This is a genomic window from Bradyrhizobium sp. INPA03-11B, assembly GCF_040446015.1.
Taxonomy (GTDB): Bacteria; Pseudomonadota; Alphaproteobacteria; order Rhizobiales; family Xanthobacteraceae; genus Bradyrhizobium; species Bradyrhizobium macuxiense_A.
In genome coordinates this window covers 17,523-44,074 of sequence record NZ_JASGSR010000022.1, presented here as the reverse complement: position 1 = coordinate 44,074, position 26,552 = coordinate 17,523, and the positions used below count along the sequence as shown (strand labels likewise).

25 protein-coding genes are annotated in these 26,552 nt (G+C 64.7%); 6 read left to right on the top strand and 19 right to left on the bottom strand.

Annotation, left to right across the window (positions count from 1 at the left end; all coding sequences use genetic code 11):
* Positions 1 to 21: 21 nt before the first annotated feature.
* The 4 genes from QMZ05_RS11740 to QMZ05_RS11725 form a co-directional block, all read right to left on the bottom strand.
* Positions 22 to 519 carry a TlpA disulfide reductase family protein gene (locus QMZ05_RS11740; protein WP_353700888.1) on the bottom strand — a complete coding sequence of 166 codons (498 nt, stop codon included), beginning with the start codon at positions 517 to 519 and terminating at the stop codon, positions 22 to 24.
* A complete protein-coding gene (locus tag QMZ05_RS11735; protein ID WP_353700887.1) occupies positions 516 to 1,742 on the bottom strand; it encodes a sialidase family protein in 1,227 nt (408 codons plus the stop codon). The genes QMZ05_RS11740 and QMZ05_RS11735 overlap by 4 nt, the downstream gene beginning before the upstream one ends.
* Positions 1,743 to 1,753: 11 nt before the next feature.
* A complete protein-coding gene (locus QMZ05_RS11730; RefSeq protein WP_353700923.1) occupies positions 1,754 to 4,114 on the bottom strand; it encodes a TonB-dependent receptor in 2,361 nt (786 codons plus the stop codon).
* 123 nt (positions 4,115 to 4,237) lie between these two features.
* Positions 4,238 to 4,771 (bottom strand): DUF2946 domain-containing protein, encoded by a 534-nt coding sequence (locus QMZ05_RS11725; RefSeq protein ID WP_353700886.1) that lies wholly within the window; start codon positions 4,769 to 4,771, stop codon positions 4,238 to 4,240.
* A gap of 296 nt (positions 4,772 to 5,067) precedes the next feature.
* On the opposite strand from QMZ05_RS11725, the gene QMZ05_RS11720 reads away from it, so the two are divergent.
* The 4 genes from QMZ05_RS11720 to QMZ05_RS11705 all read left to right on the top strand — a co-directional run bounded on the left by QMZ05_RS11720 (position 5,068) and on the right by QMZ05_RS11705 (position 9,172).
* Positions 5,068 to 5,493, top strand: a complete 426-nt coding sequence (locus QMZ05_RS11720) for a globin (protein ID WP_353700885.1) — start codon at positions 5,068 to 5,070, stop codon at positions 5,491 to 5,493.
* 88 nt (positions 5,494 to 5,581) lie between these two features.
* Positions 5,582 to 6,613, top strand: coding sequence for a sugar ABC transporter substrate-binding protein (locus tag QMZ05_RS11715; RefSeq protein WP_353700884.1), 1,032 nt, complete (start codon positions 5,582 to 5,584; stop codon positions 6,611 to 6,613).
* Positions 6,614 to 6,622: 9 nt separating this feature from the next.
* Positions 6,623 to 8,125 (top strand): sugar ABC transporter ATP-binding protein, encoded by a 1,503-nt coding sequence (locus QMZ05_RS11710; protein WP_353700883.1) that lies wholly within the window; start codon positions 6,623 to 6,625, stop codon positions 8,123 to 8,125.
* Between the two features lie 12 nt (positions 8,126 to 8,137).
* On the top strand, positions 8,138 to 9,172 hold the full coding sequence (locus QMZ05_RS11705) for an ABC transporter permease (protein WP_074127762.1): 1,035 nt from the start codon (positions 8,138 to 8,140) through the stop codon (positions 9,170 to 9,172).
* Positions 9,173 to 9,730: 558 nt separating this feature from the next.
* Here the strand turns inward: QMZ05_RS11705 and QMZ05_RS11700 are convergent.
* From QMZ05_RS11700 to QMZ05_RS11690, 3 genes are all read right to left on the bottom strand, one after another.
* On the bottom strand, positions 9,731 to 9,865 hold the full coding sequence (locus QMZ05_RS11700) for a hypothetical protein (protein ID WP_279706289.1): 135 nt from the start codon (positions 9,863 to 9,865) through the stop codon (positions 9,731 to 9,733).
* A gap of 72 nt (positions 9,866 to 9,937) precedes the next feature.
* Positions 9,938 to 11,245, bottom strand: coding sequence for an S-methyl-5-thioribose kinase (gene mtnK / locus QMZ05_RS11695; RefSeq protein WP_353700882.1), 1,308 nt, complete (start codon positions 11,243 to 11,245; stop codon positions 9,938 to 9,940).
* Between the two features lie 79 nt (positions 11,246 to 11,324).
* Positions 11,325 to 11,531: a hypothetical protein gene (locus QMZ05_RS11690; RefSeq protein ID WP_353700881.1), complete on the bottom strand. Its 207-nt coding sequence runs from the start codon at positions 11,529 to 11,531 to the stop codon at positions 11,325 to 11,327.
* 426 nt (positions 11,532 to 11,957) lie between these two features.
* On the opposite strand from QMZ05_RS11690, the gene QMZ05_RS11685 reads away from it, so the two are divergent.
* Together QMZ05_RS11685 and QMZ05_RS11680 are read left to right on the top strand one after the other, a co-directional pair.
* Entirely contained in the window at positions 11,958 to 12,197 is a 240-nt protein-coding gene (locus QMZ05_RS11685; protein ID WP_074127764.1) for a PilZ domain-containing protein, read from the top strand.
* A 79-nt stretch (positions 12,198 to 12,276) separates the two neighbouring features.
* On the top strand, positions 12,277 to 13,560 hold the full coding sequence (locus QMZ05_RS11680) for a hypothetical protein (RefSeq protein WP_353700880.1): 1,284 nt from the start codon (positions 12,277 to 12,279) through the stop codon (positions 13,558 to 13,560).
* Positions 13,561 to 13,615: 55 nt separating this feature from the next.
* On the opposite strand, the gene QMZ05_RS11675 is transcribed toward QMZ05_RS11680, so the two are convergent.
* From QMZ05_RS11675 to nuoG, 12 genes are read right to left on the bottom strand one after another with little or no spacing between them, the layout of a single operon-like run.
* Positions 13,616 to 13,900, bottom strand: coding sequence for a DUF1467 family protein (locus QMZ05_RS11675; RefSeq protein ID WP_353700879.1), 285 nt, complete (start codon positions 13,898 to 13,900; stop codon positions 13,616 to 13,618).
* Positions 13,901 to 13,906: 6 nt separating this feature from the next.
* A complete protein-coding gene (gene mce, locus QMZ05_RS11670; RefSeq protein WP_353700878.1) occupies positions 13,907 to 14,311 on the bottom strand; it encodes a methylmalonyl-CoA epimerase in 405 nt (134 codons plus the stop codon).
* A 43-nt stretch (positions 14,312 to 14,354) separates the two neighbouring features.
* A complete protein-coding gene (locus tag QMZ05_RS11665; protein ID WP_353700877.1) occupies positions 14,355 to 16,025 on the bottom strand; it encodes a ribonuclease J in 1,671 nt (556 codons plus the stop codon).
* Complete coding sequence (locus QMZ05_RS11660; RefSeq protein ID WP_353700876.1) at positions 16,025 to 16,831, bottom strand: biotin--[acetyl-CoA-carboxylase] ligase; 807 nt, start codon at positions 16,829 to 16,831, stop codon at positions 16,025 to 16,027. The genes QMZ05_RS11665 and QMZ05_RS11660 overlap by 1 nt, the downstream gene beginning before the upstream one ends.
* Before the next feature lie 60 nt (positions 16,832 to 16,891).
* On the bottom strand, positions 16,892 to 18,328 hold the full coding sequence (gene nuoN, locus QMZ05_RS11655; protein ID WP_353700875.1) for an NADH-quinone oxidoreductase subunit NuoN: 1,437 nt from the start codon (positions 18,326 to 18,328) through the stop codon (positions 16,892 to 16,894).
* Between the two features lie 11 nt (positions 18,329 to 18,339).
* A complete protein-coding gene (locus QMZ05_RS11650) occupies positions 18,340 to 19,854 on the bottom strand; it encodes an NADH-quinone oxidoreductase subunit M (RefSeq protein ID WP_050423872.1) in 1,515 nt (504 codons plus the stop codon).
* The gene (gene nuoL / locus QMZ05_RS11645; RefSeq protein WP_074127751.1) at positions 19,855 to 21,927 is read right to left on the bottom strand and encodes an NADH-quinone oxidoreductase subunit L; all 2,073 of its coding nucleotides are present in this window, start codon (positions 21,925 to 21,927) and stop codon (positions 19,855 to 19,857) included.
* Positions 21,928 to 21,935: 8 nt separating this feature from the next.
* The gene (gene nuoK / locus QMZ05_RS11640; protein ID WP_016841823.1) at positions 21,936 to 22,244 is read right to left on the bottom strand and encodes an NADH-quinone oxidoreductase subunit NuoK; all 309 of its coding nucleotides are present in this window, start codon (positions 22,242 to 22,244) and stop codon (positions 21,936 to 21,938) included.
* Complete coding sequence (locus QMZ05_RS11635; RefSeq protein ID WP_050423874.1) at positions 22,241 to 22,879, bottom strand: NADH-quinone oxidoreductase subunit J; 639 nt, start codon at positions 22,877 to 22,879, stop codon at positions 22,241 to 22,243. Before QMZ05_RS11635 ends, nuoK begins: the two co-directional genes overlap by 4 nt.
* A 9-nt stretch (positions 22,880 to 22,888) precedes the next feature.
* On the bottom strand, positions 22,889 to 23,383 hold the full coding sequence (gene nuoI, locus QMZ05_RS11630; protein WP_018271854.1) for an NADH-quinone oxidoreductase subunit NuoI: 495 nt from the start codon (positions 23,381 to 23,383) through the stop codon (positions 22,889 to 22,891).
* Between the two features lie 7 nt (positions 23,384 to 23,390).
* The gene (gene nuoH, locus QMZ05_RS11625) at positions 23,391 to 24,461 is read right to left on the bottom strand and encodes an NADH-quinone oxidoreductase subunit NuoH (RefSeq protein ID WP_050423875.1); all 1,071 of its coding nucleotides are present in this window, start codon (positions 24,459 to 24,461) and stop codon (positions 23,391 to 23,393) included.
* 10 nt (positions 24,462 to 24,471) lie between these two features.
* Positions 24,472 to 26,547, bottom strand: coding sequence for an NADH-quinone oxidoreductase subunit NuoG (nuoG, locus tag QMZ05_RS11620; RefSeq protein ID WP_353700874.1), 2,076 nt, complete (start codon positions 26,545 to 26,547; stop codon positions 24,472 to 24,474).
* Between the last annotated feature and the right edge of the window lie 5 nt (positions 26,548 to 26,552).

The window sequence follows — 26,552 nt, the reverse complement described above, 5'->3', positions numbered from 1 at the left end:
TTTCAGGTTGAAGTCGTCGTGTTATCGGGTTGCTGCGGCCTGGGCGTCAGACCATTTGTTCAAATCGGCGATTTCGGCCGATCCTTCGATCGTCGTGATGGTCCCGTCTCTGGCGATCAGCATGGTTCGCGGGATATCGCCCTGCCAGGCCGGATCGATCTCAAATCTCAATCGTTCGGCGAAACCATCGCCGAAAATCCAGTTCTCGGCCGATTGGAGCCCCGCGCTATCCAGCATCGACCGCGTTGCCTGCGGCAGGTTTGGAACCAGATCCGCGCTGATCGTCACGACGTCGATACCGGGATGATCCTTCATGAACTGGCCAAGCTGCGGCAGCTCGACCTTGCATGGTCCGCAGGTCACGCCCCAGAAATGCACCAGGGTCGGATGGCCGGCATGCGCATGCAGCAACTTTTGCCAGCTGCCGCGTTCGAACGGCCTGGGTACGCCCGCCTCCGCCGCCAGCGCTGACGGCAGCGTTGCCAGCAGGATCAGAATGGCGAGGAAACGGCGTTTCATGGTTCGCCCTCGATCGCCTGAAAATGATAGCCGTCGGCCTTCGTCATCCACGACAGGTAGGTTTGCCGGCGGTCGGTCACGAGCAGCGGATGGTCGGAGCTGTCGGTGGTGTCCGCGACAACAGTCGGCTTCGACCAGGTTGCTCCGTCGTCGCGCGATGTCATCAGATTGATCGACGTCTTTTGCCCGTCGAATTCCTTCCAGGCCATCACAAGCCCCTGCGGGCCCGCGATCACCTGCGGCCGTGACGGGCTGTGGTTGAGCTGACCGATAGGAAGTGGTTCGGAGAAGGTTTTGCCGCCATCGCGCGACCGTGCGTAGAACAGCCCCTTGCGTGCCTTGCCGTTCGTGTACCAGGTCACGTGATAGGTTCCCGCGGACGAAATGGTCAGGCTGGGACCATGATGCGGACATGCCGCGATCTGCCAGTCGTCGCGGCTCACCCGATGCAACTCGCCTGATGTGGCCAGATCGGTGAACGTCACGATCGCATGGTCGCGTACACCGCCTTCGAAGATGTTGCGAAACACCACCACCGGATGACCTGCGCCATCGAATGCCAAAGCGAGACGACAACACTCGCAGCTGTTGTCAGCCGCCATCCGCGCATCGGAATAGGTCGCGCCATTGTCCTTCGATGACGCGAAGAACAATCCGGCGCCATCATATTTCTCGCCGCGCTGCTGCGCCGGCACACGGTTGCGCTTGTCGAGCCAGACCGCGAACACGGCGCCGGCAGGATCGAAGCCGATCGCCTCAAACCGTTGGCTCTCGTTGTTCGCGGTGATTGGCTTCGGGGGATCAAAGCTGTGCCCGCCATCGGTGGAGCGCGTGGTCAGCACCTGGCCATTGAAGGCCTGATCGCGAAAGATCGAGAACGCCAGCGCAATGTCTCCCTTGGCATCGATCGCGAGCTTCGGCCGCGCGTCCGGCCCCCAATCCAGGTTGAGCCGATCCCGCGTCACCTGCACCGGCGCGGAAAAGCTCTTGCCCTGATCCTTCGAGCTCGCGACGGAGATCTGGCCTCCGGCCATCCACGCCAGCCACAGCGTCCCGTCCGGCGCGAAGGCAGGAGTGACCTTGCTCGCGCAACGCAGAACGGTTTCCTCGCACGCCGCTTCCGAGGCGTGCTGGTGGCTCATCTGCGCGTCGGCGAGGTGCGGCAAGGCTCCGAGCATAGCTGCCGCGAGCACCGTCCGAGCCACAGATTTGCGAGAAATCATCGATGCGCTCCTCATTTGAACGCGATCTTCATGCCCGCCACGAACGTCCGCGGCGAACCGGCATAAATCGAGTTGGGGTTGTTCGCCAGTATGCTCGCAGGATTTTGAACGCCTGCCGTGGTGACCGAGTTGGCGATATTGTTCGCGGAGGCGATGTAGGTTCGATCGAACACGTTCCGCACCTCGAGATACAGATTCAGCGACTTGAAATAGTCGGAGATCAGATCCGTCGTGTAGTGAACATTGAGATTGACCAGCTCGTAACCCGGCGCCCGCAGCAGATTGGCGTTGTCCATGTAGAAGCCATCCTTCCACTGGACCTCGACGAAGCCGCCGAGCCCCCGGAACGGACCCGACAACTGGTCGTAGCCAAGCCGTGTCGTCAGCTCGTTCGGCGAAATCCCCGGAATCTTGTTGCCAGCGCGATTGAAGCTGAACACCGCGCCATTGGTGATGTTCTCGACATATTCCGTGTAGACCTCGTCGAGATAGGTATAGGCCGCCGAGAACCGCCAACCCGGCAGGAACTTCCAGTCGGCGGCCAGCTCGACACCGCGATGTTCCGACCGCGGCGCATTGAACGTGTAGGTGATCCCCGCCCGCGGCGTTGCCTGCGAAACCAGCTCGTCCTTGAAGAACTCGTAGAACCCGGTGGCGCTGACCTTGACCGCGTTGTTCGGCGTCCAGTCGGCGCCGAGGTCGTAGCCGAGATTCTTTTGCGTCCGCAGCTGGGTGTTATTGCCCGACGAGCCGTCCGGCAGGATGAACAGGTTGCTGACCTGCGGCGTGCCATATCCCGTTGCCACGCGGCCGCGGAGTTGCCACTCGCTGTTCAGGCGGTAGAGCAGCGCGAGCTCGGGCGCAGTGTTCTGGAACTGCCGGTCCGCCGTCGTGACGGCCGTGGTCGTCGTCCCGGCCGCGCCGGTATAGATATAGCCGGTGTTTCGCCCCGTGAGATTGGTGGTCTCCCAACCAATGCCGGCGACCGCCGTCAAGGCGGGCGTGAGCTTCAGTTCCTCGCGCGCGCGAAGGCCGTAATTCGTCGTCGTGCTGAACAAATTGCTGGACAGGCTTCCCAGCGTCGCATTGCCGCCCGGCATCACATTGCGGGTGTCGCTCGAAGCCGTGAGCGTGTTGTAGAAGCCCCCGAAATAGGCCGTCGAATCCATCCCGAAGATATCGCCGCGCCTGACGATGTCGCTCATGTAATTGTAGGACGGGAAGTCGCCGATCGCGCTCGTCGATCCCGTCGGCTGGCTGATGTTGCGGTCGTCGAACACGAACTGGTTGCGCCAGGTGGTCTGGTTGTCGAAATCGTGCTCCCAACGGCCGCCGACGATGGTGCGGCGATCGTCGCGCCCGAGACCGGCTTGAACAGCGGTCTCCTTGTCGGTGCCCGCCGCCGAATTGAAACCGTTGTTGAACAAGGTCACGGTTCCGCATCCCGGCGCGGCCGTGGCTCCGGTCGCGCAGCCCTGCTGGAATGGGTTCTGGTTGAACTGGTTGAGCGAGGAGCGGATCGGCAGGCGTGTCGCCAGGTCGTTGTTGATCAACTTGAACGTGAAACGGTCATCCGGCGTCACCTGTAGCGTGCCGAGGAAGTTGACGGTCTGGGTGTTGAACCAGCTGTTGCCGAGATAGCCGTCGCCGCGGGTGTCGCTCGCGAACAGCGAGCCTTCGAAATTGCCGACCTTCTTGCCCGCGGCCAGATAGTTGTTGAGATAGCCGAAGCTGCCGCCATCGACGCCATATTCGACGCCGTCGATCGTGCCGCCCGGCCGGGTCCGGAAATTCAGCGCACCGCCGGTCGCGTAATTGCCGTACAGCGCCGATGATGGGCCGCGGACCACGTCGATCGCGCCATAGGCATGTGGATCGATCAGATCGCTGCGCGACAGACCGTCCGGCTGTGTGACCGGGAACCCGTCGTCGAAGATGACGAGATTGCGGATGCCGAAGCCGTTACGGGCATTCGAGCCGCGGATCGAGATCCCGAAGTCACGCGGGCCGTTGCCCTGCTTGATCGAGATACCCGGACTGTCCCGCAGCACATCAGCGACGGAGAACGATGGCCGGTTGTCGAACTGGCTGCGGTCGATGGTGGTCTGCGTCTGGCCGGCCGGCGCCTGGTTCAGACCGTTCCGGGCCGCTGCAGCGGTCTCTCCCGGCCTCGCGGCGCGTGCCGTATCTGCGGCCACCGTCGGCGCCGCGCGCGGTTTGGGCGGTCGCCGGACGGATGCCGCACGAACGCGGGGCATCTGCGCGACCGGCTTGGTTCGCGCCGCCGTCCGGGGCGCCTCGACCGTGACGGAGGGCAGTGTCGTCTGGGCCTTCGCCCAACAATTGATCGTCGAAAGGGCCGCACCGAGCATCAGCGCACTTGCCCTGCCCCGCGGTTGAAACCGAAACATGGATGAATCCTGACACCGGCTCTCCGGCCGGCTTGTTCAAGGGCACTCGCCGGCGCGGCACGCGCACCGGCAGCGACAATCTGGTCAGGACAACAGCGGCGGCGCGCGGGCCTGCGCGGCAAGATGCGCCCGCGAACCATCGAATTCGCTGGCGAAATCCAGCCAGACGATCCGGCTTGGCACGCGCGGGGCGGCCTGCGCTGCGACTTGCGGGTTATCAACGGGCGCACCGGTCTGCAGCACGCTGCACGCCGAGCAGCAGCCGTCATGGGCGTCATGACCGGTCTGGTCACCCTGCCCGCCGCCTGAGCCGGCATCGCCGTGGCAGATGGTGGCCGCCGCGAGCGGATCCGACGCGGCAAGGCTCGCCGCCCAGCAGGCCCCGATCGGTGCAAAAATCTGCACCAGCAGGGCAACCAGGACTATGGGCAGAAAATTCTTCAGCCGCCGGCGCATCGCAAAACCCATCCGGGACGGAACTAACCACCAAGGGCGTCGAAAGTCGAGATCGTGCAAACGCCCGGCTTCTTCCAGCCGGCGGAATTTGCCGAACGTGACGTTGGCGTCGCGGCTGCCTCGCAAGTGGTCGTATCTCCTTACCCCATCACGGGTTTTCACACGAATGTCATAACCGGGAGCGGCTCCATCCCAATCATTTCGCAAACTGCTCGAAATTTGAACAATCGTTGCCGAAAATGATGACAAGGCTGGAAAGATAGTCTACCAATTCGGGCGCAGGTCAGCCGCGAGGTGTGTCCTGGTGGTCCAAGTCTCGGGAGGAGCCCGACGCGCACAAGCAGCGTCACCCCATCAATCAAGATCAAATCGAATTTTTGGGGCAAATAGGGTCGACACAATTTTTGGAGCAGGGCTTGGAGCCCTGCTCTTTTTTTATGTGATGATCGCATCGAGCAATGACCTCATCATCGAATCCAATCGAACGCAGTTTTGAACTCGCGGCAGCGGCTTGCGATGATCTGACGCCGCACGTGTACCAACGGTTGTTTCGCGAGCATCCCGAGGCGCAGCCGATGTTTCGCACCGAAGGCAGCGAGCCGGTGAAAGGCTCGATGCTGGCGTTGACCATCGAGGCCATCCTCGATTTCGCCGGCGAACGCCGCGGACATTTTCGTCTGATCGAATCGGAGGTGTTCTCGCACGACGCCTACGGGACGCCGCGCGAACTGTTCGTCGCTTTCTTTGCGGTGATTAGGGACTGCCTGCGTGACATTCTCGGCGAGCAATGGTCCGCGGACATCGATGCTGCGTGGCACAAGCTGCTGCGCGACATCGAGGCCATCGTCCTGCAGCAGAAACATCTCGTGGACGCGAGGGCGTAGCGTCACCGTTCCGATTGTGACACACTCCCTTTATCCGCGGCGCGTGCAACTGACGCCGACGGTCAGAAAAACGAAGAGGGAGCAAACAATGCCAGGCACCGACAAGGGGATGGATAAGGCGTCGACGACGCGGCGCGACCTTCTGCAAATGGCGGCGGCAGGTGGAGCCGGCCTGCTCGGCGGAATGGGCGTGACAACGTCCGCACTCGCCGCCGAGATGGGACGTTCGGAAAAGCCGCTGAAGGCCGCATTCTCCAACGCCGGACTGCAGGCGACGTGGTGCGCGCAGGGCAAGAAGGCCGCCGAGTTCTGGGGCAAGCTGTTCAATGTCGAGGTCACCTGGTTCGACGGCCAGCTCGATGCCGTCAAGCAGCGCGCCGCGATCGACAACATGGCGTCGCAGAAATGGGACTTCGTCGCGATCCAGGCCTTCGGCATCGGCACGCTGACGCAGCCGGTGCAGAAGATGATCGACGCCGGCACGCCCGTGATCGACATGGACACGCTGATTGCGCCGCTCGACCAGATCAACGTCCACTCGTTCCTCGCCCCCGACAACGAGTTCATGGGCGCCTCGGTGACGCAGGCGCTGTGCAACGCGATCGGCGGCAAGGGCAAGATGATCATGACCCAGGGCGCGCTCGGCCACACCGGCGCGCAGGGCCGCGCCAAGGGCTTCAACTCCGTCGTGAAGCAGTTCCCGAACATCGAGGTGCTGGACACCCAGCCCGCCGACTGGGACGTCTCCAAGACCGCCCGGCTCTGGGAAACCTATCTGACGAAATATCCGCAGATCGACGCGGCGTTCTTCCACAATGACGATATGGCGCTTGCGGCCTACAACATCATGAAGGCACACAACCGCACCAACATCCTGATCGGCGGAGTCGACGCCATGCCGCCGGCGATCCAGGCCGTCAGCGAAGGCCGCATGTTCGCGACCGTCCGCAACCCATCCTGCCGCATCCATGGCGGCGCGATCGTCGCGGGCGTTGCCGCCGTGGTCGGCGGCGAGAAGAGCGGCCAGGGCATTCCGAAGAACGTCGTGACCGACGGTCCCGTCGTGACCAAGGCCAACGCCGCCGGCATGCAATGGATGGAGGATCACTTCCTGATCTGAGCGGGCCTCATGTCGCAGGGACGCTCCCCGATCCTCGAGTTGAACCAGATCACGAAGGCCTTCGGCGGTGTCGAAGCCCTTCGTGGGGTCGACTTTGCACTGCACGCCGGCGAGATCCATGGTCTCGTCGGCGAGAACGGCGCCGGGAAAAGCACGCTGATGAAGATCATCGCCGGCGTGCACCCGGAATTCTCCGGCCGCTTCATGCTGGACGGCAAGGAGACCCGGTTCCGCTCCACCCGCGACGCGCATGCCGCCGGCATCGGCATGGTGCATCAGGAGCTCAGCGTCGCACCTGATCTCACCGTCGCCGAGAACGTCTTCCTCGGCAACCAGCCGACCAACCGCCTCGGCTTCGTGCAATGGCGGCGGATGGCGCGCGAGGCCGGCGAGCAGCTGTCCCGCTTCGGCATCGACGTCGATCCGATGACGCGGCTCGGCGACCTGCCGATCGGCCTGCAGCAGTTGATCGAGATCGCCCGCGTGCTGTTCTCGGGCGCGCGCATCATCATCCTGGACGAGCCGACCTCCGCCCTCTCCCCGCCCGAGGTCGAACGTCTGTTCGCGACGCTGCACAGACTGCGCGACGAAGGCACCAGCATCGTCTTCATCTCGCATTTCATCGAGGACATCCTGCGGGTCTCCGACCTCGTGACCGTGTTCCGCAACGGCCGCAAGATCGCCGAGACCGCCTCCGCTGACACCACCAAGGGCGCGCTGATCGAGGCCATGATCGGCCGCGGCGGCGAAGCGCTGGAGCACAGCTACACCGACGACTTGATGCTCCCGCAATCGGGCGCCGGCGCGGCTGTCCTGAAGGTCGATCAGCTTTCGCTCGGCCGCACCCTGCAGGACGTCTCGTTCGAGGCCCGCTCCGGCGAAGTGCTCGGCATCTACGGCTTCATGGGCTGCGGGCAACTGGAGCTGTCGCGCATCCTGTTCGGAAAGCTCCGCCCCGATGGCGGCACGCTCGCGGTCGACGGCGCCGCGAAGACCTTCCGCAGCACCGCGGCTGCGCGGCGGGCCGGCGTCGCGCTGGTGCCGGAGAGTCGGCGCGCCATGCTGTTCCACCAGGAACCGGTCTACAAGAACATCTCGATCAGCATCCTCGAGCGGATCTCGGCACTGCTGCTCAAGCCGGTGCGCGAGCGCGCCATCGCCCAGCGCCAGGTCGAGCAGTTGCAGATCAGGCCGCCGGTGGTCGGCCTCGATCTCGGCATGCTCTCCGGCGGCAACCAGCAGAAGGTGGCACTGGCGAAATGGCTCGCCTACCCGCCGCGCCTCTTGGTGCTGTGCGAGCCGACCCGCGGCATGGATGTCGGTGCCAAGAACGACGTGATCAACATCGTGCGGGACCTCCGCGCCAAGGGACTGGCGATCATCGTGCTGTCGACCGAGCCCGAGACGGTGCTGTCGCTGGCCGACCGCATTTTGGTGCTGAAGCGCGGCGCGGTGGTGCGTGAATTCGCGGGTGAGGCAGTCAGCAAGGATCGGCTGCTGGAGGCCGCGTGATGGAGAGACGTGATGGCAAGTAGCGATAGCGCGACAGCGCCAGCGGATCACAAGCGGCCGCGCGGGCTGGCGCCGTTCCTGCGCTCGCAGATGCGCAACATCGCGCCGTTCCTGACGCTGATCTTCCTCAGCGCCTTCTTCGCGATCGCGAGCCCGTCGTTCGCGACCATTGACAATGTCGGCAACATCCTGACGCAGGTGTCGGTCACCGGCATCATCGCGGTCGGCCTCACCTTCGTGATCCTGTGCGCCGAGATCGACCTGTCGATCGCCAGCATCGCCAACGTCACCGGCATTGCGGTCGCGTACTTCACGCTGCAGGAATCCTACGTCAACATCGCCAATGTCCCGATGCCGGGCATCGTCGCGATCCTGCTGGCGCTGGCGCTGTGCGCGCTGCTCGGCCTCGTCAACGCGCTGGGGCTGACCATGATCGGCATCCCCTCCTTCATCATGACGCTCGCCATGATGCAGATCGCGGCCGGCGTCTCCGCGCTGCTGGTACGCGGCCAGATCGCCTACAAGGTGCCGGACCTGATCACGACGCTCGGCTCGGGCTCGATCGGCGGCATCCCCTGGATCGTGATCGTCGCGGCGGTGATGCTGCTCGGCGGCCATCTGGTGCTCACCTACACGCGGTTCGGCCGCTACGTCTACATGGTCGGCGGCAACCGCGAGGCCGCGGAATTCGCCGGCCTCAACGTCAAGCTCATCCTCGGCAGCGTGATGGTGATCTCGGCGGTCTGCTCGGGGATCGGCGGGATGCTCGGCGTCGCGCATTTCGGCAGCGCGCAGCAGAACGAGTTCGACACCTATTTGCTGGATTCGATCGCGGCCGTGGTGGTCGGCGGCACCAGCCTGTTCGGCGGCCGCGGCGGCATCGGCAACACCATCGTCGGCCTGTTCGTGCTCGGCGTGCTCAACAACGGCCTCGACCACGTCAACATCGACAGCTTCCTGAAGATCCTGATCCGCGGCCTGATCCTGCTCGCGGCGCTGATCATCAACGTCTACGCACAGCGGCTGCGGGAGCAAGCGGCGGATTAGGCACGTTGAAATTCTGGTAGATTGTTCGCACGCGGCCCCAATCACGGCGTCGTCCCGGCGAAGGCCGGGACCCATACTCCGCGGCGGATGTTGTGAAGGGGACTCGTCGTTCCGGCGTCGCTCAATAATGACTGCCTGTGGTTATGGGTCCCGGCCCCCGTGCGCAATTGCGCACTAGGCCGGGACGACCGCGGAATATGTGGCGTGCTCGCGACACTAGTCGGTGTCATCACCCGACAGCTGACGGATGCCCTGCAGCAATTGCATCCAAAATTTCCGAACAGGCCCGGCCGCGCCGGCGCTAATCTCGGGTGGGCAGCGGAGGGTTACGCCTTTGTCAGCGTCAACGGCACATCGGAAGATATGCGGGAGGTTCGGAAGGACGATCGCCGTTGCAGTCGGTGTTGCTCTCAGCCAGGCCGCGGCGGCAGCACCGCCCGATAACCCGAATCCGGCGCTTGCCCCATGGTTTGAGAGCCTGAAGCAACCGGGCACCGGTGCGTCGTGCTGCTCGATTGCGGATTGCCGAACAGTCGAGTTCCGACAGGACCGGGACGGCTACGAGGTGTTGATCGATAGTCGCTGGAAGCTGTCGTCTCCATTCTGGCTGCGGGTCCCGCCGAACAGGATCATCAACAGAACCGACAACCCGACGAACCGCGCCGTGGTCTGTTTCACGCCAGAGGCCGGCATTCTCTGTTTCGTGCGTCCGGCCGAAAGCTAGTCCATGCCGCTGCGGCTGACACGACTTTCGGTACTTCCAGTTCACCTGGCAAAATCCGGCTGCCAGTGGCGCAACTCGCGCGCGGCGTACGTGACCGCGCCGATCGTTGTGTAGGACGGCGCCTCCAGCATCATGTTGCGCGCGAGCTTGAGGCTGCGCGCCTCGCAGATCGCGCGCTGCTTCTCGTCGGCGATCCATTCGAAATCGATATTGTGCGCGAGGCCGAGAATGCGCCGGATGGTCTTGGCCGCTGCGAAGCCGATTGTGTCCTGGAACAGCCGCGCCATGTAGGCCTGCCGTTCCGCCTCCAGCCGTGCCGCGCCCGCCGCGCTGTCGAACAGCGACACCGGATAACCGTCGCCGCTCGCCTCGTTGCGCCACAGCTCGAGGAACTTTCGAGAAAATCCGCTCCAGACGCCCTCGATGGTCTCCAGCAACCACGCCTCGAATGAGGCGCGCTCACCTTGTGTGCGCTCGTGGCCGGCGGAGGCCAGATAGGCCATTAGCAGGTTGCCGATGACGGCGCCGATATCGAAGCCCATCGGACCGTAGAAGGCGAATTCGGGATCGATCACCCTGGTCTCGGTTTCTGTGACCATGATCGAGCCGGTATGCAGGTCGCCGTGCAGCAGTGCCTCCGGGCTCGCCATGAATTTCAGCTTGAGCCTGGAGATCGCGACATGGAGGTCGAGGTCCTCGCGGAACGCCGCCGCGGTCGCGTCGAGATACGGCGCGGTCCAGCGGTTCTGCTCGGCGATCCGGTATGGATCGGTGAAGATCAGGTCCTCGGTGATCTTGCAGAGCGCATGGTTGCCGGCAAACGCCGCGATCCCTTCCTTCTTCTCCGCCGCCGACAGCGCGAGATCGGACGAGAAGAACAGCGTCCGCGCCAGGAAGGTCGAGATATCCTCGACAAAGCGCGGATAGCGCGTGGCTCCGATCAACCCCTTGCGCATGATGATGTGCGGCTCGAGCAGCTCCATCGCGGTGAGCGCAAGCGGCGCGTCGTGATGCAGCACCGCCGGCACGAGCTTTGGCGCCAGCCGCGCCTGATGCACGAGCGCCAGATGTTCGTAGTGCGCCCGCGACAGCGGCAGCGGCCAGCTCTCGCCGACCAGCCGGACATAAGGCAGTGCCTGCTTGACGGCGATACCGACGCCCCTGCCCTTGACGATGAAGACGAGGTTGAGATTGCCGTCGCCGACCTCGCTGATCGACCAGTCGGCCGGCGCGCCGCCGAGTTGGGTCACCATGGCCGGAAGCCCGGCTAGATAGTCCCGTAGATCGGCCTCGCGCAGGATTCGATACTGACTGGCTCCGGCGGAGCCTGGTTGCGCCTGCAGGTTCATGGTGGCCCCTCCTTCGATTGCCTCCGGGCGAGGTTGATCCTCGCTCCCGTTCCAGGATGTTCGCAGCGATGGCGGCCTTTCACCTGGCTGGATCATAGTTGCAGCAAATGCGGGCGGCGGCCAGCGCATAGCGCGCGATGACCGCGCCGCCGTCGGGTCTGAGCGGGATCAAGCCGATCATCGCGGTGCCGCCGACCATTTCATCCCAAATAGCCACCACTAATTTCTGAAACTTGATGTCAATGTTTCCTGCAGTCCGCACGGGATGGGATTTGCGTCCCGTCAAGCTGGATGTAACCTGCCGGTGTCGAAACGTGTCGATCCGCGGCACAGGCATCGACCGCGAGCAGGTCGCACGATGACGGACGACACCGAGACCATTTCGCTGCGTCACACCATGGTCGACGGCGTCCAGCAGGACGACGACTATGAAGTGATCTGGCGCGGCCTCCCGGTGGGGAGGATCATGCGGCAGCATGACAGCCGGCAATGGTGGTGGGGCTGCAACGTCTATGGCCGGCCGCCGACAAACGGTGACAGAGGTCCTGCGATTGATTTCAAGGACGGTCAGGTCCGCTTCAAGCTTGCCTGGGCGCGGCTCAGGCCGACCCTGACCGACGAGGAGATCGCCGTCGCGACACGCCACGCGGAAGGACTGCAGAAGCAAACGGCCGGGCAAGCCGTGGCGGCCAAACCGGACGTGGTTCAGGTCATGCAAAACAGCCGCGGGGCGCTCCGGCATCGCGTGCTCAAGCCCGGCACCATCGAATTCAACGGCGGCGCCATCGACTGCGTGATCCGAAACATCTCGGAGACCGGCGCCGCGCTCGAAGTCACGAGCCCGGTCGGCATCCCCGAGACCTTCAACCTGGTGCTCCCCGGCGATCACACCACACGTCCATGCCGTGTCGCCTGGCGCAGGGAGCGCCGGATCGGGGTCAGGTTCACGTAAACCTCAGGCCGGGGAAACTGTTCCCGCACGCCGCTTCACTCATGTAGGCTACTGCGCAACTCGGCCTGCAGGTTCATCCATGTTCGTCGCCGTGTTCTCGATCTTCGCCGCCAGTCGCAAGGACCCGCTTGTCGACATGGTCGAGCGCGTGCACGCCGGCTTCTTTGCCACCGGTTTGGGTGAGCCGACGGTGCGGTTCAGACTGTCCGATCCCCCACTCAGCGCCGAGATCGCGGCCGTGCAAACCATTGCGGGGACGAAGCGCGTCTCAAGCATCGCCAGGGTGCTGAAGCGCTGGCCCGAATTGGAGCACTTCGCGCGCACAACCGGCTCGGTTGGTCCCGGCAGAGCCGAAGTCCGCGCGATGTCGAACGTGACCGAAGCCGGCACCGTCGAGGCGGTCGACTTCGCGATCCTCAGGGAGATCGCAGCAGGCGTCCCGAAGTCATTTCCATGCCACGCCATCGACCTGCACTTCTCGGTGCCCGCCTTTTCGGATGGCCCGCCGCTGCCCGCTGCGCCCGACCTTCAGACTCTTCGCGGCCTGATGCGCGCCGGCGTCGACATCGGCGCCGGACATCCGACCTCGCCCGGCATCAGCGTGCACGACAAGTGGTGGGTGGACGGGCGGCAGCGGTCGCTCGCCGCACTGCGCGTCGTCGAAGCCGACCCGCAGGCCAAGAAATTGCCGGAGCCGCCGGCCGATGTCGCAGCCCTGCTTGCGGCCTGCGGCAAGGTACGAAAGACGGTCCAAGTCCCGATGGTCGCGGCGCCCGCCGCTGCGGCGCCGGCTGCCGCCCCGCATCCCGGCGGCTTGCCTCAGCCGCTGGACGACGCCATCCGCGCGGTCGTGCGTGAGCATCGGGCGGGGATGAGCGAGCTGCTCGCGACCCTTCCGCACGATCTGCCCTATCAGGTCGAGAGCGTGGCTGCGACGGCCTCCGGCGAGAGCCCGGGCACAGGCCCCAAGAAGCCCGATCTAGTTCGTGCCTTTGCGCCGCTCGGCTACGATTGCCGCGGCGAGAGCGGATCGTTCCGGCTGCAGCGGCGCACGCCGGGCAATCTCACCGTCAGGCTTCAGGTCGATGTCGGCAGCTGGGGCAGTTCGGTCACCGCCTTCATGCAGGTGATCGGCATGGTGAACGGACATGCCTTCAAGGCGACGCTGCCGCTCCATGCCTCGCGCGGCGCGGTCCGCGGCGACGTGAGAGGGGTCGAGTTGCCGAGCCAATTCCCGATCGGCGGCGCCGAGCGATGGCGGCAAATAACTGACAACCTGGCAACGCTTAATCGCAGCTTCGTGCCTGAGATCGAGGCGATCTCCGGCCCCTCACCCGAGTGGTTCCGGCCCGAGCAAACCTGAGTTCGGCGCTCACCCGTCAGCACGACACGCCGCTCATGCGGGCGACTTGGCTGCCTCAGTTATGAAACTCCGGCATCCCCATCAGCTTCGACAGCCGCTCGATCGAGAGATAGCCGGAATAATACGCCCACATCGCGATCGCGAAGATCACCGCCGAGATCACCGTGGTCCAGAACAGCTTGCGGCCCATCCGTGCCAGGATCGGCGCGCCGGGGTCGGTGCCGGGCGCGCCGACGCCGTCCTCGTGCTGGCTACGTACGCCGAACGGCAGCGTCAGGAACAGCACGAGCCACCAAAGGACGAAGTAGATCGCAAGCCCGGTGGAGATTTGGTACGCCATATGGCCTCAGGCCTGTTCGATCTCGACCAAGGCGCCGGAAAAGTCCTTGGGGTGGAAGAACAGCACCGGCTTGCCGTGCGCGCCGATCTTCGGCTGGCCGTCGCCCAGCACCCGCGCGCCCTCGGCGATCATGCGATCGCGCGCCGCAACGATGTCGGGCACGTCGTAGCAGACATGGTGGATGCCGCCGTCGGCGTTGCGCTCGACGAATTTTGCGATCGGCGAGGCCTCACCGAGCGGCTCGATGAACTCGATCTTGGTATTCGGCAGCGTCACGAACACGGTAATAACGCCATGCTCCGGCAACGGCACAGCATCGGAAATCTCGGCGTTGAAGGCGATGCCGTAGATCTTCGCGGCCTGCTTGGCGTCCTTGACCGCGATGGCGACGTGATTGAGCCGGCCCAGCATCTCATTCTCCCTTGTGTCGTTGCGCGCGTTTCGAAACCGCGCGTCAAACCGTCAGTACGTGCACGACGCAGATCGGCTTCTTGCCCCATTGCTCGTTCAATGCGGCTCGCACCGCCCGGCGCACCGATTCGCCCAGCGCGTCCGGATCGCGCCGCCGCGGCTTCGGCAGGCCCTCGATCGTCGACACCACCACATCGAACACGATGTCGTCGAGCAATTCGCCGGCCGCATTGTTCTCCGGCATGCCGACGAGATCAACCTCGGGATCGTCAACCATTTCGCCCTGCTGGGTCATCGCGATGGCGACGAAGGCGCAGCCGGCAAAGCCCATCCGCCGCCGCTCCACCACCGCGCGCGACTTGGAATCCTCCAGGATGGTGCCGTCCTTGTAGAGCCGGCCCGCCGGCACTTCGCCGATGATGCCGGGCTCACCGGGCCCGAGCTTGACGAGGTCGCCATTGCGGCAGGTCAGAACCTTGGGGACCCCGGCGGCGCGCGCCAGCTTGGCGTGCTCGGCAAGATGCAGCGCCTCGCCGTGCACCGGGATCAGGAGCTGCGGCCGCACCCAGGAGATCATGTCGCGCAGCTCGTCGCGGCGCGGATGGCCGGAAACATGCACCAGGTGCTCGCGGTCGGTGATGATCTCGATGCCCTGCGTCACCAGCCCGTTGATGATGCCGCCGACCGCCTTCTCGTTGCCGGGAATGGTGCGGGAGGAGAAGATCACGGTGTCGCCCTTGTTCAGGGTCACCTGCGGATGGTCGTTGTTGGCGATCCGGGCCAGCGCGGCGCGCGGTTCGCCCTGGCTGCCGGTGCACAGCGCCAGCACCTTGTCGGCCGGGAAATGGCCGTAATAATCGGCGCTGCGGAACTTGTGCGAGCCGTCGAGATAGCCGCATTCGCGCGCCACCTGCACCACCCGCTCCATGGCGCGGCCGACCACCACGACCTCGCGATCAGCGGCGATGGCGGCGTCCACCACCGCCCTCACACGGGCGACGTTGGAGGCGAAGGTGGTGACGGCGACCCGGCCCTTGGCCGCCTTGACCAGCTTCTTGATCGTGGCGGCAACCTCGGTCTCCGAGGGCGAACGCCCGTCGCGCACCGCGTTGGTGGAATCGCCGACCAGCGCCAGCACGCCTTCGTCGCCGAGCTCGCGCAGTCGCCGCTCGTCGGTCGGCTGGCCGATCACCGGGGTCGGATCGATCTTCCAGTCGCCGGTGTGCAGCACGGTGCCGATATCGGTCTTGATCGCCAGCGCGTGCGATTCCGGAATCGAATGCGCGACCGGGATGAACTCGACATTGAACGGGCCGATATCGACCCGCCCGCCCGACGGGATCACGGTGACCGGGATCTTCGGCGGATTGCGCTCGGCGGCGCACTTGGCCTCGAACAGCGCCGCAGAGAACTGCGTCGCGTAGATCTTGCAGCCGAGCTTCGGCCAGAGGTCGATGATCGCGCCGAAATGGTCCTCATGGGCGTGCGTCAGCACGAGACCCATCAGGTTGTTGCGCTCCTTCTCCAGGAAGCGGACATCCGGCATGATCAGATCGATACCCGGCAGATGCTCCTCGTCGCCGAAGGAGACGCCGAGATCGACCGCGAGGAAGGAGCGCTGGTGGCGGTTGCCGAGGCCGTAGATCGACAAATTCATGCCGATCTCGCCGACGCCGCCGAGCGGTGCAAAGGTGAGCTCGTCGGGTCGCGCCATCAGTTCGCCCTCACCGAGGCTGCGGTGCCGAAATAGACCTCGCCGGCCGTCACGGGCATGCGCTGTCCATCGGCAGTGCGGACGATCAGGCAGCCGGTATCATCGATCGTATCAAAGATGCCTTCGAGGGTCGCCGAGCCGGTCTGGACCGCGACCTTGTCGCCGAGCCCGGCAGCACGCTCCAGCCACAGCCTGCGGATCTCAGGAAAGCCGCGGCCATCGTCCCAGATGCCGCGAAACTCGACCCAGGCGTCGGACAACGCGGTGAACAGCTCTTCCGCGCCGATCTGGATACCGAGCGCGGCGAGCGAGACCGCCGGTGTCGACGTTCCCTCGGGCGCGGCGATGACGTTGGTGCCGATGCCGACGACGACCGCCAGCCGGTTTCCGATGGCCTCGGCCTCGAGCAGGATGCCCGACAGCTTCTTGCCGTTGGCGAGCACGTCGTTCGGCCATTTCAGGGTGAACTTCGGGCTGTCAGGCCCAAGCCGCAGCGCCGCCTCGATACCGACTTTCTGCAGCGCGGCTTCGAGCGACAGCCCGGCGGCAAAGCCGAGCGTCGCGGCGGCCGCCGGCTGGACGTCGGTCACTTCGAGGATGCTGCTGGCGAGGTTGCCACGCGGCGCGACCCAGACCCGTTGGCGGCGGCCGCGGCCCGCGGTCTGCTCCGGCGTCACGAACCACATCGGCCCCTGCTCGCCGTCGCGGGCGCGCAGCATCGCCTCGGCATTGGTCGAGCCGATCTGGTCGAAGGCGGCGAGCTTGGTGCCCGCCGCGATGGCCCGGGGTCCGAGCGTGAAGGTCATATCGAATCTATGCGCATGATCCGTTCCGAAAGCCAGCGTCCTGTTCCGGAACCGAGCGCGTTAAAATAGCGATTTCGCCGCCGCCGTCGCCACGCTCACCAGCGGGCCCGGATAGGCGAAGAAGAAGATGTTGAAGATGCCTGCAACCGCCAGCACGGTGCGCAGCTCGACGCGGACCGGATCGAGCTTGCCGAGCGGCTGGTCGAAATACATCACCTTGACGATCGACAGATAGTAGAACGCGCCCACCACGCTGGTTAGCACGCCGATCACCGCGAGCGTGAACAGATTGGCCTTGATCGCTGCGACGAACACGTACCATTTGCCGAAGAAGCCGGCGAGCGGCGGGACGCCGGCCAGCGAGAACAGCAGCATCGCGAAGATGAAGGCGATCAGCGGGTTTGTGCGGGACAGGCCGGCGAAATCGCTGATCTGCTCCAGCGGCTGGCCGTTGCGCTTCATCGCCAGGATGATGCTGAAGGAGCCGAGCGTCATCGCGACATAGATCGCGATGTAAATGAGCACGCCCTGCGCGCCCTCGACCGTGCCGGAGGCGAGGCCGACCAGGGCAAAGCCCATATGGCCGATCGAGGAATAGGCCATCAGGCGCTTGATGTTGGTCTGGCCGATCGCCGCGAACGAGCCCAGCGCCATCGAGGCGATTGCGACGAACACCAGGATCTGCTGCCACTGGGAAACGATGCCCGGGAACGCGGTCAGCGTCGCACGGGTGAACACGGCGAGCGCAGCGACCTTCGGGGCGGACGCGAAGAACGCCGTCACCGGCGTCGGCGCACCTTCATAGACGTCGGGCGTCCACATGTGGAACGGCACCGCCGAGACCTTGAAGCAGAGGCCGGCGAGCAGAAACACCAGACCGAAAACGATGCCGATGCTGCCGGTGGTGGCGGCCGCCGCGATGCCGGCGAAGCTGACCGTGCCGGTGAAGCCGTAGATCAGCGAGGCGCCGTAGAGCAGCATGCCCGACGACAGCGCGCCGAGCACGAAGTACTTCAGGCCAGCTTCGCTCGACTTGGCATTGTCGCGCTGGCTGGCGGCGACGACATAGAGCGCAAGGCTCATCAGCTCGAGGCCGAGATAGAGCGAAATCAGGTCGCCGGCCGAGATCAGGACCATCATGCCGAGCGTCGACAACAGCACCAGGATTGAGAACTCGAAGGTGCGGCTCGACGGCTGGGACAAATATTCGGTCGACAGGATCAGCGTCGCCGCCGAGGCGATCAGGGCGAGGACCTTCAGGAAGCGAGCGAAGTCGTCGACGATGAAGCTGCCGCCGAAGGTCACGAGCTTGCCGGCCGGCAGCCAAAGCTCCAGCGCGCCCGTTACGACCAGCAGCAGCACCGCGAGCGTGGTGACGAGGCGCGTCGTCCCCTGCCCGCGATAGGCTCCGATCATCAACAGCACCATGGCGCCGACCGCGAGCACCAGCTCCGGCAGCACCGGCTGCAACTGATAACCTGCACTGGAAAAGCTCATGGGCTAAGGCCTTACTGGACGGTCAGCGCGGCTGCCTTCACGGCAGTCACGGCGGTTTGGTAGTTGTTCACGAGCTGCTGCACCGAGGCGGCCGACATGTCGAGCACCGGCTTCGGATAGACGCCGAACAGGATGGTCAGCGCGATCAGCGGGAACAGCGTCACGCATTCGCGGAAGGTGAGATCCTTGATCGACATCAAGGACGGCTTGACCAGCGCGCCGAACACCACCTTGCGGTAGAGCCAGAGCGCATAACAGGCCGACAGGATCACGCCCGTGGTGGCGAAGAACGCCGTCGGCAGCGAGATCTTGAAGGTACCGAGCAGCGTCATGAACTCGCCGACGAATCCGCTCGTGCCTGGCAGACCGACATTGGCCATGGTGAAGACCATGAAGGTCATCGCGTAGAGCGGCATCCGGTTGACGAGGCCGCCATAGGCCGCGATCTCGCGGGTGTGCATGCGGTCGTAGACGATGCCGACGCAGAGGAACAGCGCGCCGGAGACGATGCCGTGCGAGACCATCTGGAACATGCCACCGGCGACGCCCTGGGTGGTCACCGCGAAGATGCCCATGGTGACGAAGCCCATATGCGCGACCGAGGAGTACGCGATCAGCTTCTTCATGTCCTCCTGCATCATCGCCACCAGCGAGGTGTAGATGATGGCGATGACGGACAGCGTGAACACGAACGGCGCAAAGTCGTGCGAGGCCAGCGGGAACATCGGCAGCGAGAAGCGCAGGAAGCCGTAGCCGCCCATCTTCAAGAGGATCGCAGCCAGGATCACCGAGCCCGCCGTCGGCGCCTCGACATGCGCGTCAGGCAGCCAGGTGTGCACCGGCCACATCGGCATCTTCACCGCGAACGAGGCGAAGAAGGCGATCCACGCCCAAGTCTGCATGCCGCGCGGCACCGCGGTATGCATCAGGGTCGGGATGTCGGTGGTGCCGGCGTTCCAGTACAGCGCCATGATGGCGAGCAGCATCAGCACCGAGCCGAGGAACGTATAGAGGAAGAACTTGAACGACGCGTAGACCCGGCGCGGACCGCCCCAGACGCCGATGATCAGGAACATCGGGATCAGGCCGCCCTCGAAGAACAGGTAGAACAGCACGAGGTCGAGCGCCGAGAAGGTGCCGATCATCAGCGTTTCCAGGATCAGGAACGCCATCATGTATTCGCCGACGCGCTGCGTCACCGACCTCCAGCTCGCGATGATGCAGAGCGGCATGATCGCGGTGGTCAGGATGAGCAGCGGCAGCGAGATGCCGTCGACGCCCATGTGGTAGGTGATGCCGGTGGCGAGCCAGGACGCCTTTTCGACGAACTGGAAGTCGGTCGAGGCCGGGTCGAAGCGCGCCACCAGGATCAGCGACACCGCGAAGGTGATCAGCGTGGTCCACAGCGCGATCCAGCGCGCCGTGCGGTTGGCACTCTCGTCGCCGCCCCGCGCCAGCAGGTAGACCAGGATCGCGCCGACCGCCGGCAGGAAGGTCGTGACCGAAAGGATGGGCCAGGTTGTCATTTACTGGCCTCCCAAGCCGAACATGAACCAGGTGATCAATCCGGCGGCCCCGATCAGCATCGCGAACGCGTAGTGATAGAGGTAGCCGGTCTGCAATTTCACGACATTGCGGGTGACGTCGAGCACGCGGGCCGAGACGCCATCGGGACCGAAGCCGTCGATGATGAAGCCGTCGCCCTTCTTCCAGAGCGTGTAGCCGAGCCACTTCGCCGGACGGACGAAGATCCAGTCGTACAGCTCGTCGAAGTACCATTTGTTGAGCAGGAACTGGTACAGCATCGGCTGCTGGTTCGCGAGCTCGACCGGCAGATACGGCCTGCGGATGTAGAACAGATACGAGACGAACAGGCCGAGCGCCATCATCACGGTGGGCAGCGGCGCGAGCCAGCTCGGCATGTGTTCCATGTCCTCGAGGATGTGCGGGTTCATCTTCACGGATTCGCGGAAGAACTCCTCGACGCCATGCGGGCTGGCGAACACTTCCTTGAACGGCAGGCCGGCCAGGATCGAGCCGGCGGCAAGCACGCCGATCGGCACCAGCATCCAGACCGGGCTCTCATGCGCGGCCTCGTAATGCTTCTGGTCGTGTGGCTCGCCGAAGAATGTCTTGAAGATCAGACGCCAGGAGTAGAACGAGGTCAGGCCGGCGGCCACGATCGTCAGCAGATAGGCATAGGTCGCGAACGGATTGTGCGCGGCATAGGCCGACTCGATGATCGCGTCCTTGGAGAAGTAGCCGGCGAACAGCGGGAAGCCGGTCAGCGCCAGGGTGCCGATGCACATCACCGCAAAGGTGTACGGGATCTTGCGCCACAGGCCGCCCATGTTGCGGATGTCCTGCTCGTGGTGCATCGCATAGATCACCGAGCCGGAGCCCAGGAACAGCAATGCCTTGAAGAAGGCGTGCGTGAACAGATGGAACATACCGACCGAATAGGCCCCTGCTCCCATCGCCACGAACATGTAGCCGAGCTGCGAACAGGTCGAGTACGCGACGATGCGCTTGATGTCGTTCTGCACCAGGCCGATCGTGGCGGCGAAGAACGCCGTGGTCGCGCCGAAGAACATCACCACCGCTTGCGCGGTCGGCGACAGTTCGAACAGCGGCGACAGCCGCGCCACCATGAAGACGCCGGCCGTGACCATGGTCGCAGCGTGGATCAGCGCCGACACCGGGGTCGGGCCTTCCATGGCGTCCGGCAACCAGGTGTGCAGCAGGAACTGGGCCGACTTGCCCATCGCGCCCATGAACAGCAGCAGGCAGGTCAGCGTCAGCGCATTCACCTGCCAGCCGAAGAAGTCGGTGGTCTTGCCGGTCAGCCCCGGCGCGGCGTGGAAGATGGTCTCGAAATCGGTCGAGCCGACCAGCGCGAAGATCGCGAAGATGCCGAGCGCAAAGCCGAAGTCGCCGACGCGGTTGACCACGAAGGCCTTGATCGCCGCCGCATTGGCCGACGGCTTCTGGTACCAGAACCCGATCAGGAGGTAGCTGGCGAGACCGACGCCCTCCCAGCCGAAGAACAGCTGCACGAGGTTGTCGGAGGTCACCAGCATCAGCATCGCGAAGGTGAACAGCGAGAGATAGCCGAAGAAGCGCGGCCGGTTCGGATCCTCGTCCATGTAGCCGATGGAATAGAGGTGGACGAGCGCGGACACGGTGTTGACCACGACCAGCATCACGGCGGTCAGGGTGTCGACCCGCAGCGCCCAGGCCACCTGCAGGTCGCCCGAGGTGATCCAGGGCAGCAGCACGACGCGGGCGTCATGGTGCATGAAGCCGACATCGACCAGCGTGAACCAGGACAGCGCCGCCGAGACGAACAAGAGGCCGGTGGTGATCAGCTCGGCCAGCCGGGAGCCTGCGGCCGCCGGCTCGGAAACGTGGTGGTCATCATGGCCATGATCGTCATGGCCGTGGTCGTCGTGAGCCGCAGAGGCATGGGCGTCGCCATGCGCGTCGTCGTGATGGTCGACGGTGTCGCCGCTCGGGCAGCGCGCATGCGCGCCAACCAGCGAGATAATTCCCGCAAGGATGGCGCCGAGCAGCGGCAGGAAAACGATAGCCTGAACCATGACCGCGCCTAGCCCTTCATCAGATTGACGTCTTCAACCGCGATCGAACCGCGGTTGCGGAAATACACCACCAGCACAGCGAGGCCGATCGCGGCCTCGGCCGCCGCCACCGTCAGCACCAGCAGCGCGAACACCTGGCCGACGATGTCGCCGAGGAAGGTCGAGAACGCCACCAGATTGATGTTGACCGACAGCAGGATCAGCTCGATCGACATCAGGATGACGATGATGTTCTTGCGGTTGAGGAAGATGCCGAGGATCCCGAGCGTGAACAGGATCGCGGCGACCGCGAGATAGTGCCCCAGCCCGATCGTCATTTCACCCACTCCGCCGCATCGGCATCCTGCAGGCCCTGCCCCGACGCCACCTTGCGCATCGCCATCGCCATTTCGGGCGTGCGCGCGTTCTGCACGTTGATGTTCTGCCGCTTGACGTTGGCCTTGTGGCGCAGCGTCAGCACGATGGCGCCGATCATCGCGACCAAGAGCACCATGCCGGCAAGCTGGAAGTAATGGATGTACTTCGTATAGAGCACGAGGCCGAGCGCCTCGGTGTTGGTGACATTGGTCGGAATAGCCGCGGTGATCGTCTTGGTCACCTGCGGGTTGATCACCCAGGCGCCGACCACGAGCAGCAGCTCGAACAGGAAGATGCCGCCGATCACGATGCCGATCGGGAGGTACTGGATGAAGCCTTCGCGCAGCTCGACGAAGTCGACGTCGAGCATCATGATCACGAACAGGAACAGCACCGCGACCGCGCCGACATAGACGACGATCAGCATCATCCCGAGGAACTCGGCGCCCATGAGGATGAACAGCCCGGCCGCATTGACGAAGGCCAGGATCAGGAACAGCACGGAGTGCACGGGATTGCGCGAGACAATCACCATGACCGCCGAGGCCACGCAGACCGCGGCAAACAGGTAGAAGAACAGCGCCGGAAGGATCATGCCCTCACCTCACCGGTACGGCGCGTCGAGCGCGATCGACTTCGCAATCTCGCGCTCCCAGCGGTCGCCATTGGCGAGCAGCTTCGCCTTGTCATAGTAGAGTTCCTCGCGGGTCTCGGTCGCGAATTCGAAATTCGGGCCCTCGACGATGGCGTCGACCGGGCATGCCTCCTGGCACAGGCCGCAATAGATGCACTTCACCATGTCGATGTCGTAACGCACCGTGCGGCGGGTGCCGTCGTTGCGGCGCGGACCGGCCTCGATCGTGATCGCCTGCGCCGGGCAGATCGCCTCGCACAGCTTGCAGGCGATGCAGCGCTCTTCGCCGTTCGGATAGCGGCGCAGCGCGTGCTCGCCGCGGAAGCGCGGCGAGATTGGCCCCTTCTCGAACGGATAATTCAGCGTCGGTTTCGGCTGGAAGAAATAGCGCATCGCCAGGAAGAACGCCGAGACGAATTCCGAGAGCAGAAGCGAGCGGGCTGTTGCGTTGACATTGACACTCATGACGGCCTCACTTCGGCGCGATGCCGGCGAACTGCAGCACGCCGGCCACGATCACCACCATCGCCAGCGACAGCGGCAGGAACACCTTCCAGCCGAGCCGCATCAGTTGATCGTAGCGGTAGCGCGGCACGATCGCCTTCGCCATCGCGAACATGAAGAACATGAAGAACACCTTGAGGGCGAACCAGACGATGCCCGGGATCCAGGTGAACGGCGGCAGATTGACCGGCGGCAGCCAGCCGCCCAGGAACAGGATCGACGCCAGCGCGCACATCGTGGTGATCGCGACATACTCGCCGAGCATGAACAGCAGATACGGGGTCGAGCCGTATTCGGTCATGAAGCCGGCGACCAGTTCGGATTCCGCTTCGACCAGGTCGAACGGCGGACGGTTGGTTTCCGCCAGCGCCGAGACGTAGAACACGACGAACATCGGGAACAGTGGCCACACATACCAGTTCAGGATGGTGAGTTGCGGCAGGCCGATCAGGTGCGCGAGCCCCCTCGTGTTCTGCGCCTCGACCACCGCCGAGAGGTTCAGCGAGCCGACGCAGAGCAGCACGGTGATGATGACGAAGCCGATCGAGACCTCGTAGGACACCATCTGCGCCGCCGAGCGCAGTGCGGCCAGGAACGGATACTTCGAATTCGACGACCAGCCGGCCATGATGATGCCGTAGATCGACAGCGACGAGATCGCGAAGATGTAGAGAATGCCGACATTGATGTCGGAGATCACCCAACCGAGATCGAACGGGATCACGGCCCAGGCGGCCAGCGCCAGGATGCACGACACCAGCGGCGCCAGCAGGAACACGCCCTTGTTGGAGCCGGACGGAATCACCGGCTCCTTCAGCACGAACTTCAGCAAGTCGGCGAAGGATTGCAGCAGTCCGAACGGGCCGACCACGTTGGGACCGCGGCGGATCTGCACCGCCGCCCAGATCTTGCGGTCGGCGAGCAGGATGTAGGCGATCGCGATCAACAGCACGACGAGCAGCAACAGGCTTTCCGCGACCATGATGATCAGCGGCCAGAGGAAGCCGGTCCAGAACGAGCTTGCGAAGAATTCAGCCATCAGGTCACGCTCACTCCGCTGCCGTCAGCATTCGGCCCGACGCCAGCCGCGAGCATTCCGCCATCACGGCAGAGGCCCGCGCGATCGGGTTGGTCAGATAGAAGTCCTCGACGGTCGGCTTGAAGGCCGCCTTGTCGACGGCACCGCCCTTGCCCGCCAGCGCCTTGACGTCTTCGGCCTTGCCAGCCTCGATCTGGTCGAGCCGCATCAGATGCGGCGAGGTCTTGAACATCGCCTGGCGCAGCGCCTGCAGCGAGTCGAACGGCAGCTTCTTGCCGAGCACGTCGGACAGCGCGCGGATGATCGCCCAGTCCTCGCGGGCTTCGCCCGGCGGGAACGCGGCGCGGTTGGCGATCTGCGCCCGGCCCTCGGTGTTGACGTAAATGCCGGACTTCTCGGTGTAGGCCGCGCCCGGCAGGATGACGTCGGCGCGATGCGCGCCCTGGTCGCCATGGGTGCCGATATAGACCACGAAGGTGCCGTCCGGCACCTTGATCTCGTCGGCGCCGAGCAGGAACAGCACGTCGAGCGTGCCGAAGGTCGTCATCTGCGCCGCGGTCAGGCCGCCGGCCGAAGGCGAGAAGCCGATATCGAGCGCGCCGGCGCGCGAGGCCGTATCCTGCAACACGGCAAAGCCGTTCCAGCCGTCCTTCAGCGCGCCGACGTCGACGGCGAGCTTGGCGGCCTGCGCCAGCACCGCGGCGCCGTCATGCCTGGTGTAGGCGCCTGGGCCGACCAGGATGATCGGGTGCTGCGCGTTCTTGAGCACGTCGGCAAAGGAGTGCTTGCCGGCGGCGAGATCGGCGAGGGTATCGGTGCCCGCGCCGAGATATTCGTGGTCGTAGGTGAAATCGGACTTGGCGCCGATCATGCCGACCTTGAGGCCGCCGGTACGCCAGCGCTTGCGGATCCGCGCGTTCAGCACGGCGGCTTCCTTGCGCGGATGCGAGCCGATGATCAGGATCGCGTCGGCCTGGTCGATGCCGGCAATGGTCGGGTTGAAGATGTAGGAGCCGCGGCCGGCCTTGGCGTCGAACGCGTCGCCGCCCTGCACCGCCAGATTGACCGAGCCGAACTTCGCCAGCAGCTCCTTCAGCGCATACATTTCATCGACCGCGGCGAGATCGCCCGCGATCGCACCGATCCGCTTGCCGTCGCTGCGGCCGGCCTTGGCGGCGATGGCGGCAAAGGCTTCCTGCCAGGTCGCAGGCTTAAGCTGGCCGTTCTCGCGCACATAGGGACGGTCGAGGCGCTGCGTGCGCAGGCCGTCGACGACGTGGCGGGTCTTGTCGGAGATCCACTCCTCGTTAACAGCCTCGTTGATGCGCGGCAGGATGCGCATCACCTCGCGGCCGCGGGTGTCGACGCGGATCGCCGAGCCGACGCCGTCCATGACGTCGACCGACTGCGTCTTGCCGAGCTCCCAGGGCCGCGCCGCAAACGCATAAGGCTTCGAGGTCAGCGCGCCGACCGGGCAGATGTCGACGAGGTTGCCCTGCAGCTCCGAGCTCAGCGCATGCTCCAGATAGGTGGTGATCTCCATGTCCTCGCCGCGGCCGGTCGCGCCCATTTCCGGGGCGCCGCAGACTTCGGCGGAGAAGCGGACGCAGCGCGTGCACTGGATGCAGCGGTTCATCGAGGTCTTGACCAGCGCGCCGAGATACTTGTCCTCGACCGCACGCTTGTTCTCGGCGAAACGGCTGGTGTCGACGCCGTAACCCATCGCCTGGTCCTGCAGGTCGCACTCGCCGCCCTGATCGCAGATCGGGCAGTCCAGCGGATGGTTGATCAGCAGGAACTCCATCACGCCTTCGCGCGCCTTCTTGACCATCGGCGAACGGGTCGAGATCTCCGGCGGCTCGCCCTTCGGGCCCGGACGGCAGTCGCGCACGGCCCAGGCGCAGCTCGCGACCGGCTTCGGGCCGCCCTTCACCTCGACCAGGCACATCCGGCAGTTGCCGGCGATCGACAGCCGCTCGTGATAGCAGAAGCGCGGAATCTCGGCGCCGGCCGCCTCGCACGCCTGCAGCAGCGTGTACTCCGGCGGCACATCGATCTCTTTGCCATCGACGATGATCTTGCTCATGTCTC

Excerpts from the sequence above, each read along its gene's own strand:
- QMZ05_RS11680 (WP_353700880.1), top strand. The coding sequence starts at position 12,277 with ATGTTCGTCGCCGTGTTCTCGATCTTCGCCGCCAGTCGCAAGGACCCG.
- QMZ05_RS11715 (WP_353700884.1), top strand. The coding sequence starts at position 5,582 with ATGCCAGGCACCGACAAGGGGATGGATAAGGCGTCGACGACGCGGCGC.
- nuoL (WP_074127751.1), bottom strand. The coding sequence starts at position 21,927 with ATGGTTCAGGCTATCGTTTTCCTGCCGCTGCTCGGCGCCATCCTTGCG.
- mtnK (WP_353700882.1), bottom strand. The coding sequence starts at position 11,245 with ATGAACCTGCAGGCGCAACCAGGCTCCGCCGGAGCCAGTCAGTATCGA.
- QMZ05_RS11730 (WP_353700923.1), bottom strand. The coding sequence starts at position 4,114 with ATGCTCGGTGCGGCCCTTTCGACGATCAATTGTTGGGCGAAGGCCCAG.
- QMZ05_RS11710 (WP_353700883.1), top strand. The coding sequence starts at position 6,623 with ATGTCGCAGGGACGCTCCCCGATCCTCGAGTTGAACCAGATCACGAAG.
- QMZ05_RS11650 (WP_050423872.1), bottom strand. The coding sequence starts at position 19,854 with ATGACAACCTGGCCCATCCTTTCGGTCACGACCTTCCTGCCGGCGGTC.
- mce (WP_353700878.1), bottom strand. The coding sequence starts at position 14,311 with ATGCTGGGCCGGCTCAATCACGTCGCCATCGCGGTCAAGGACGCCAAG.
- nuoH (WP_050423875.1), bottom strand. The coding sequence starts at position 24,461 with ATGGCTGAATTCTTCGCAAGCTCGTTCTGGACCGGCTTCCTCTGGCCG.
- nuoI (WP_018271854.1), bottom strand. The coding sequence starts at position 23,383 with ATGAGTGTCAATGTCAACGCAACAGCCCGCTCGCTTCTGCTCTCGGAA.
- nuoK (WP_016841823.1), bottom strand. The coding sequence starts at position 22,244 with ATGACGATCGGGCTGGGGCACTATCTCGCGGTCGCCGCGATCCTGTTC.
- QMZ05_RS11735 (WP_353700887.1), bottom strand. The coding sequence starts at position 1,742 with ATGATTTCTCGCAAATCTGTGGCTCGGACGGTGCTCGCGGCAGCTATG.
- QMZ05_RS11660 (WP_353700876.1), bottom strand. The coding sequence starts at position 16,831 with ATGACCTTCACGCTCGGACCCCGGGCCATCGCGGCGGGCACCAAGCTC.
- QMZ05_RS11720 (WP_353700885.1), top strand. The coding sequence starts at position 5,068 with ATGACCTCATCATCGAATCCAATCGAACGCAGTTTTGAACTCGCGGCA.
- QMZ05_RS11705 (WP_074127762.1), top strand. The coding sequence starts at position 8,138 with ATGGCAAGTAGCGATAGCGCGACAGCGCCAGCGGATCACAAGCGGCCG.
- QMZ05_RS11665 (WP_353700877.1), bottom strand. The coding sequence starts at position 16,025 with ATGGCGCGACCCGACGAGCTCACCTTTGCACCGCTCGGCGGCGTCGGC.
- QMZ05_RS11700 (WP_279706289.1), bottom strand. The coding sequence starts at position 9,865 with ATGCCGGCCTCTGGCGTGAAACAGACCACGGCGCGGTTCGTCGGGTTG.
- QMZ05_RS11740 (WP_353700888.1), bottom strand. The coding sequence starts at position 519 with ATGAAACGCCGTTTCCTCGCCATTCTGATCCTGCTGGCAACGCTGCCG.
- QMZ05_RS11635 (WP_050423874.1), bottom strand. The coding sequence starts at position 22,879 with ATGATCCTTCCGGCGCTGTTCTTCTACCTGTTTGCCGCGGTCTGCGTG.
- QMZ05_RS11675 (WP_353700879.1), bottom strand. The coding sequence starts at position 13,900 with ATGGCGTACCAAATCTCCACCGGGCTTGCGATCTACTTCGTCCTTTGG.
- QMZ05_RS11685 (WP_074127764.1), top strand. The coding sequence starts at position 11,958 with ATGCAAAACAGCCGCGGGGCGCTCCGGCATCGCGTGCTCAAGCCCGGC.
- nuoG (WP_353700874.1), bottom strand. The coding sequence starts at position 26,547 with ATGAGCAAGATCATCGTCGATGGCAAAGAGATCGATGTGCCGCCGGAG.
- nuoN (WP_353700875.1), bottom strand. The coding sequence starts at position 18,328 with ATGAGCTTTTCCAGTGCAGGTTATCAGTTGCAGCCGGTGCTGCCGGAG.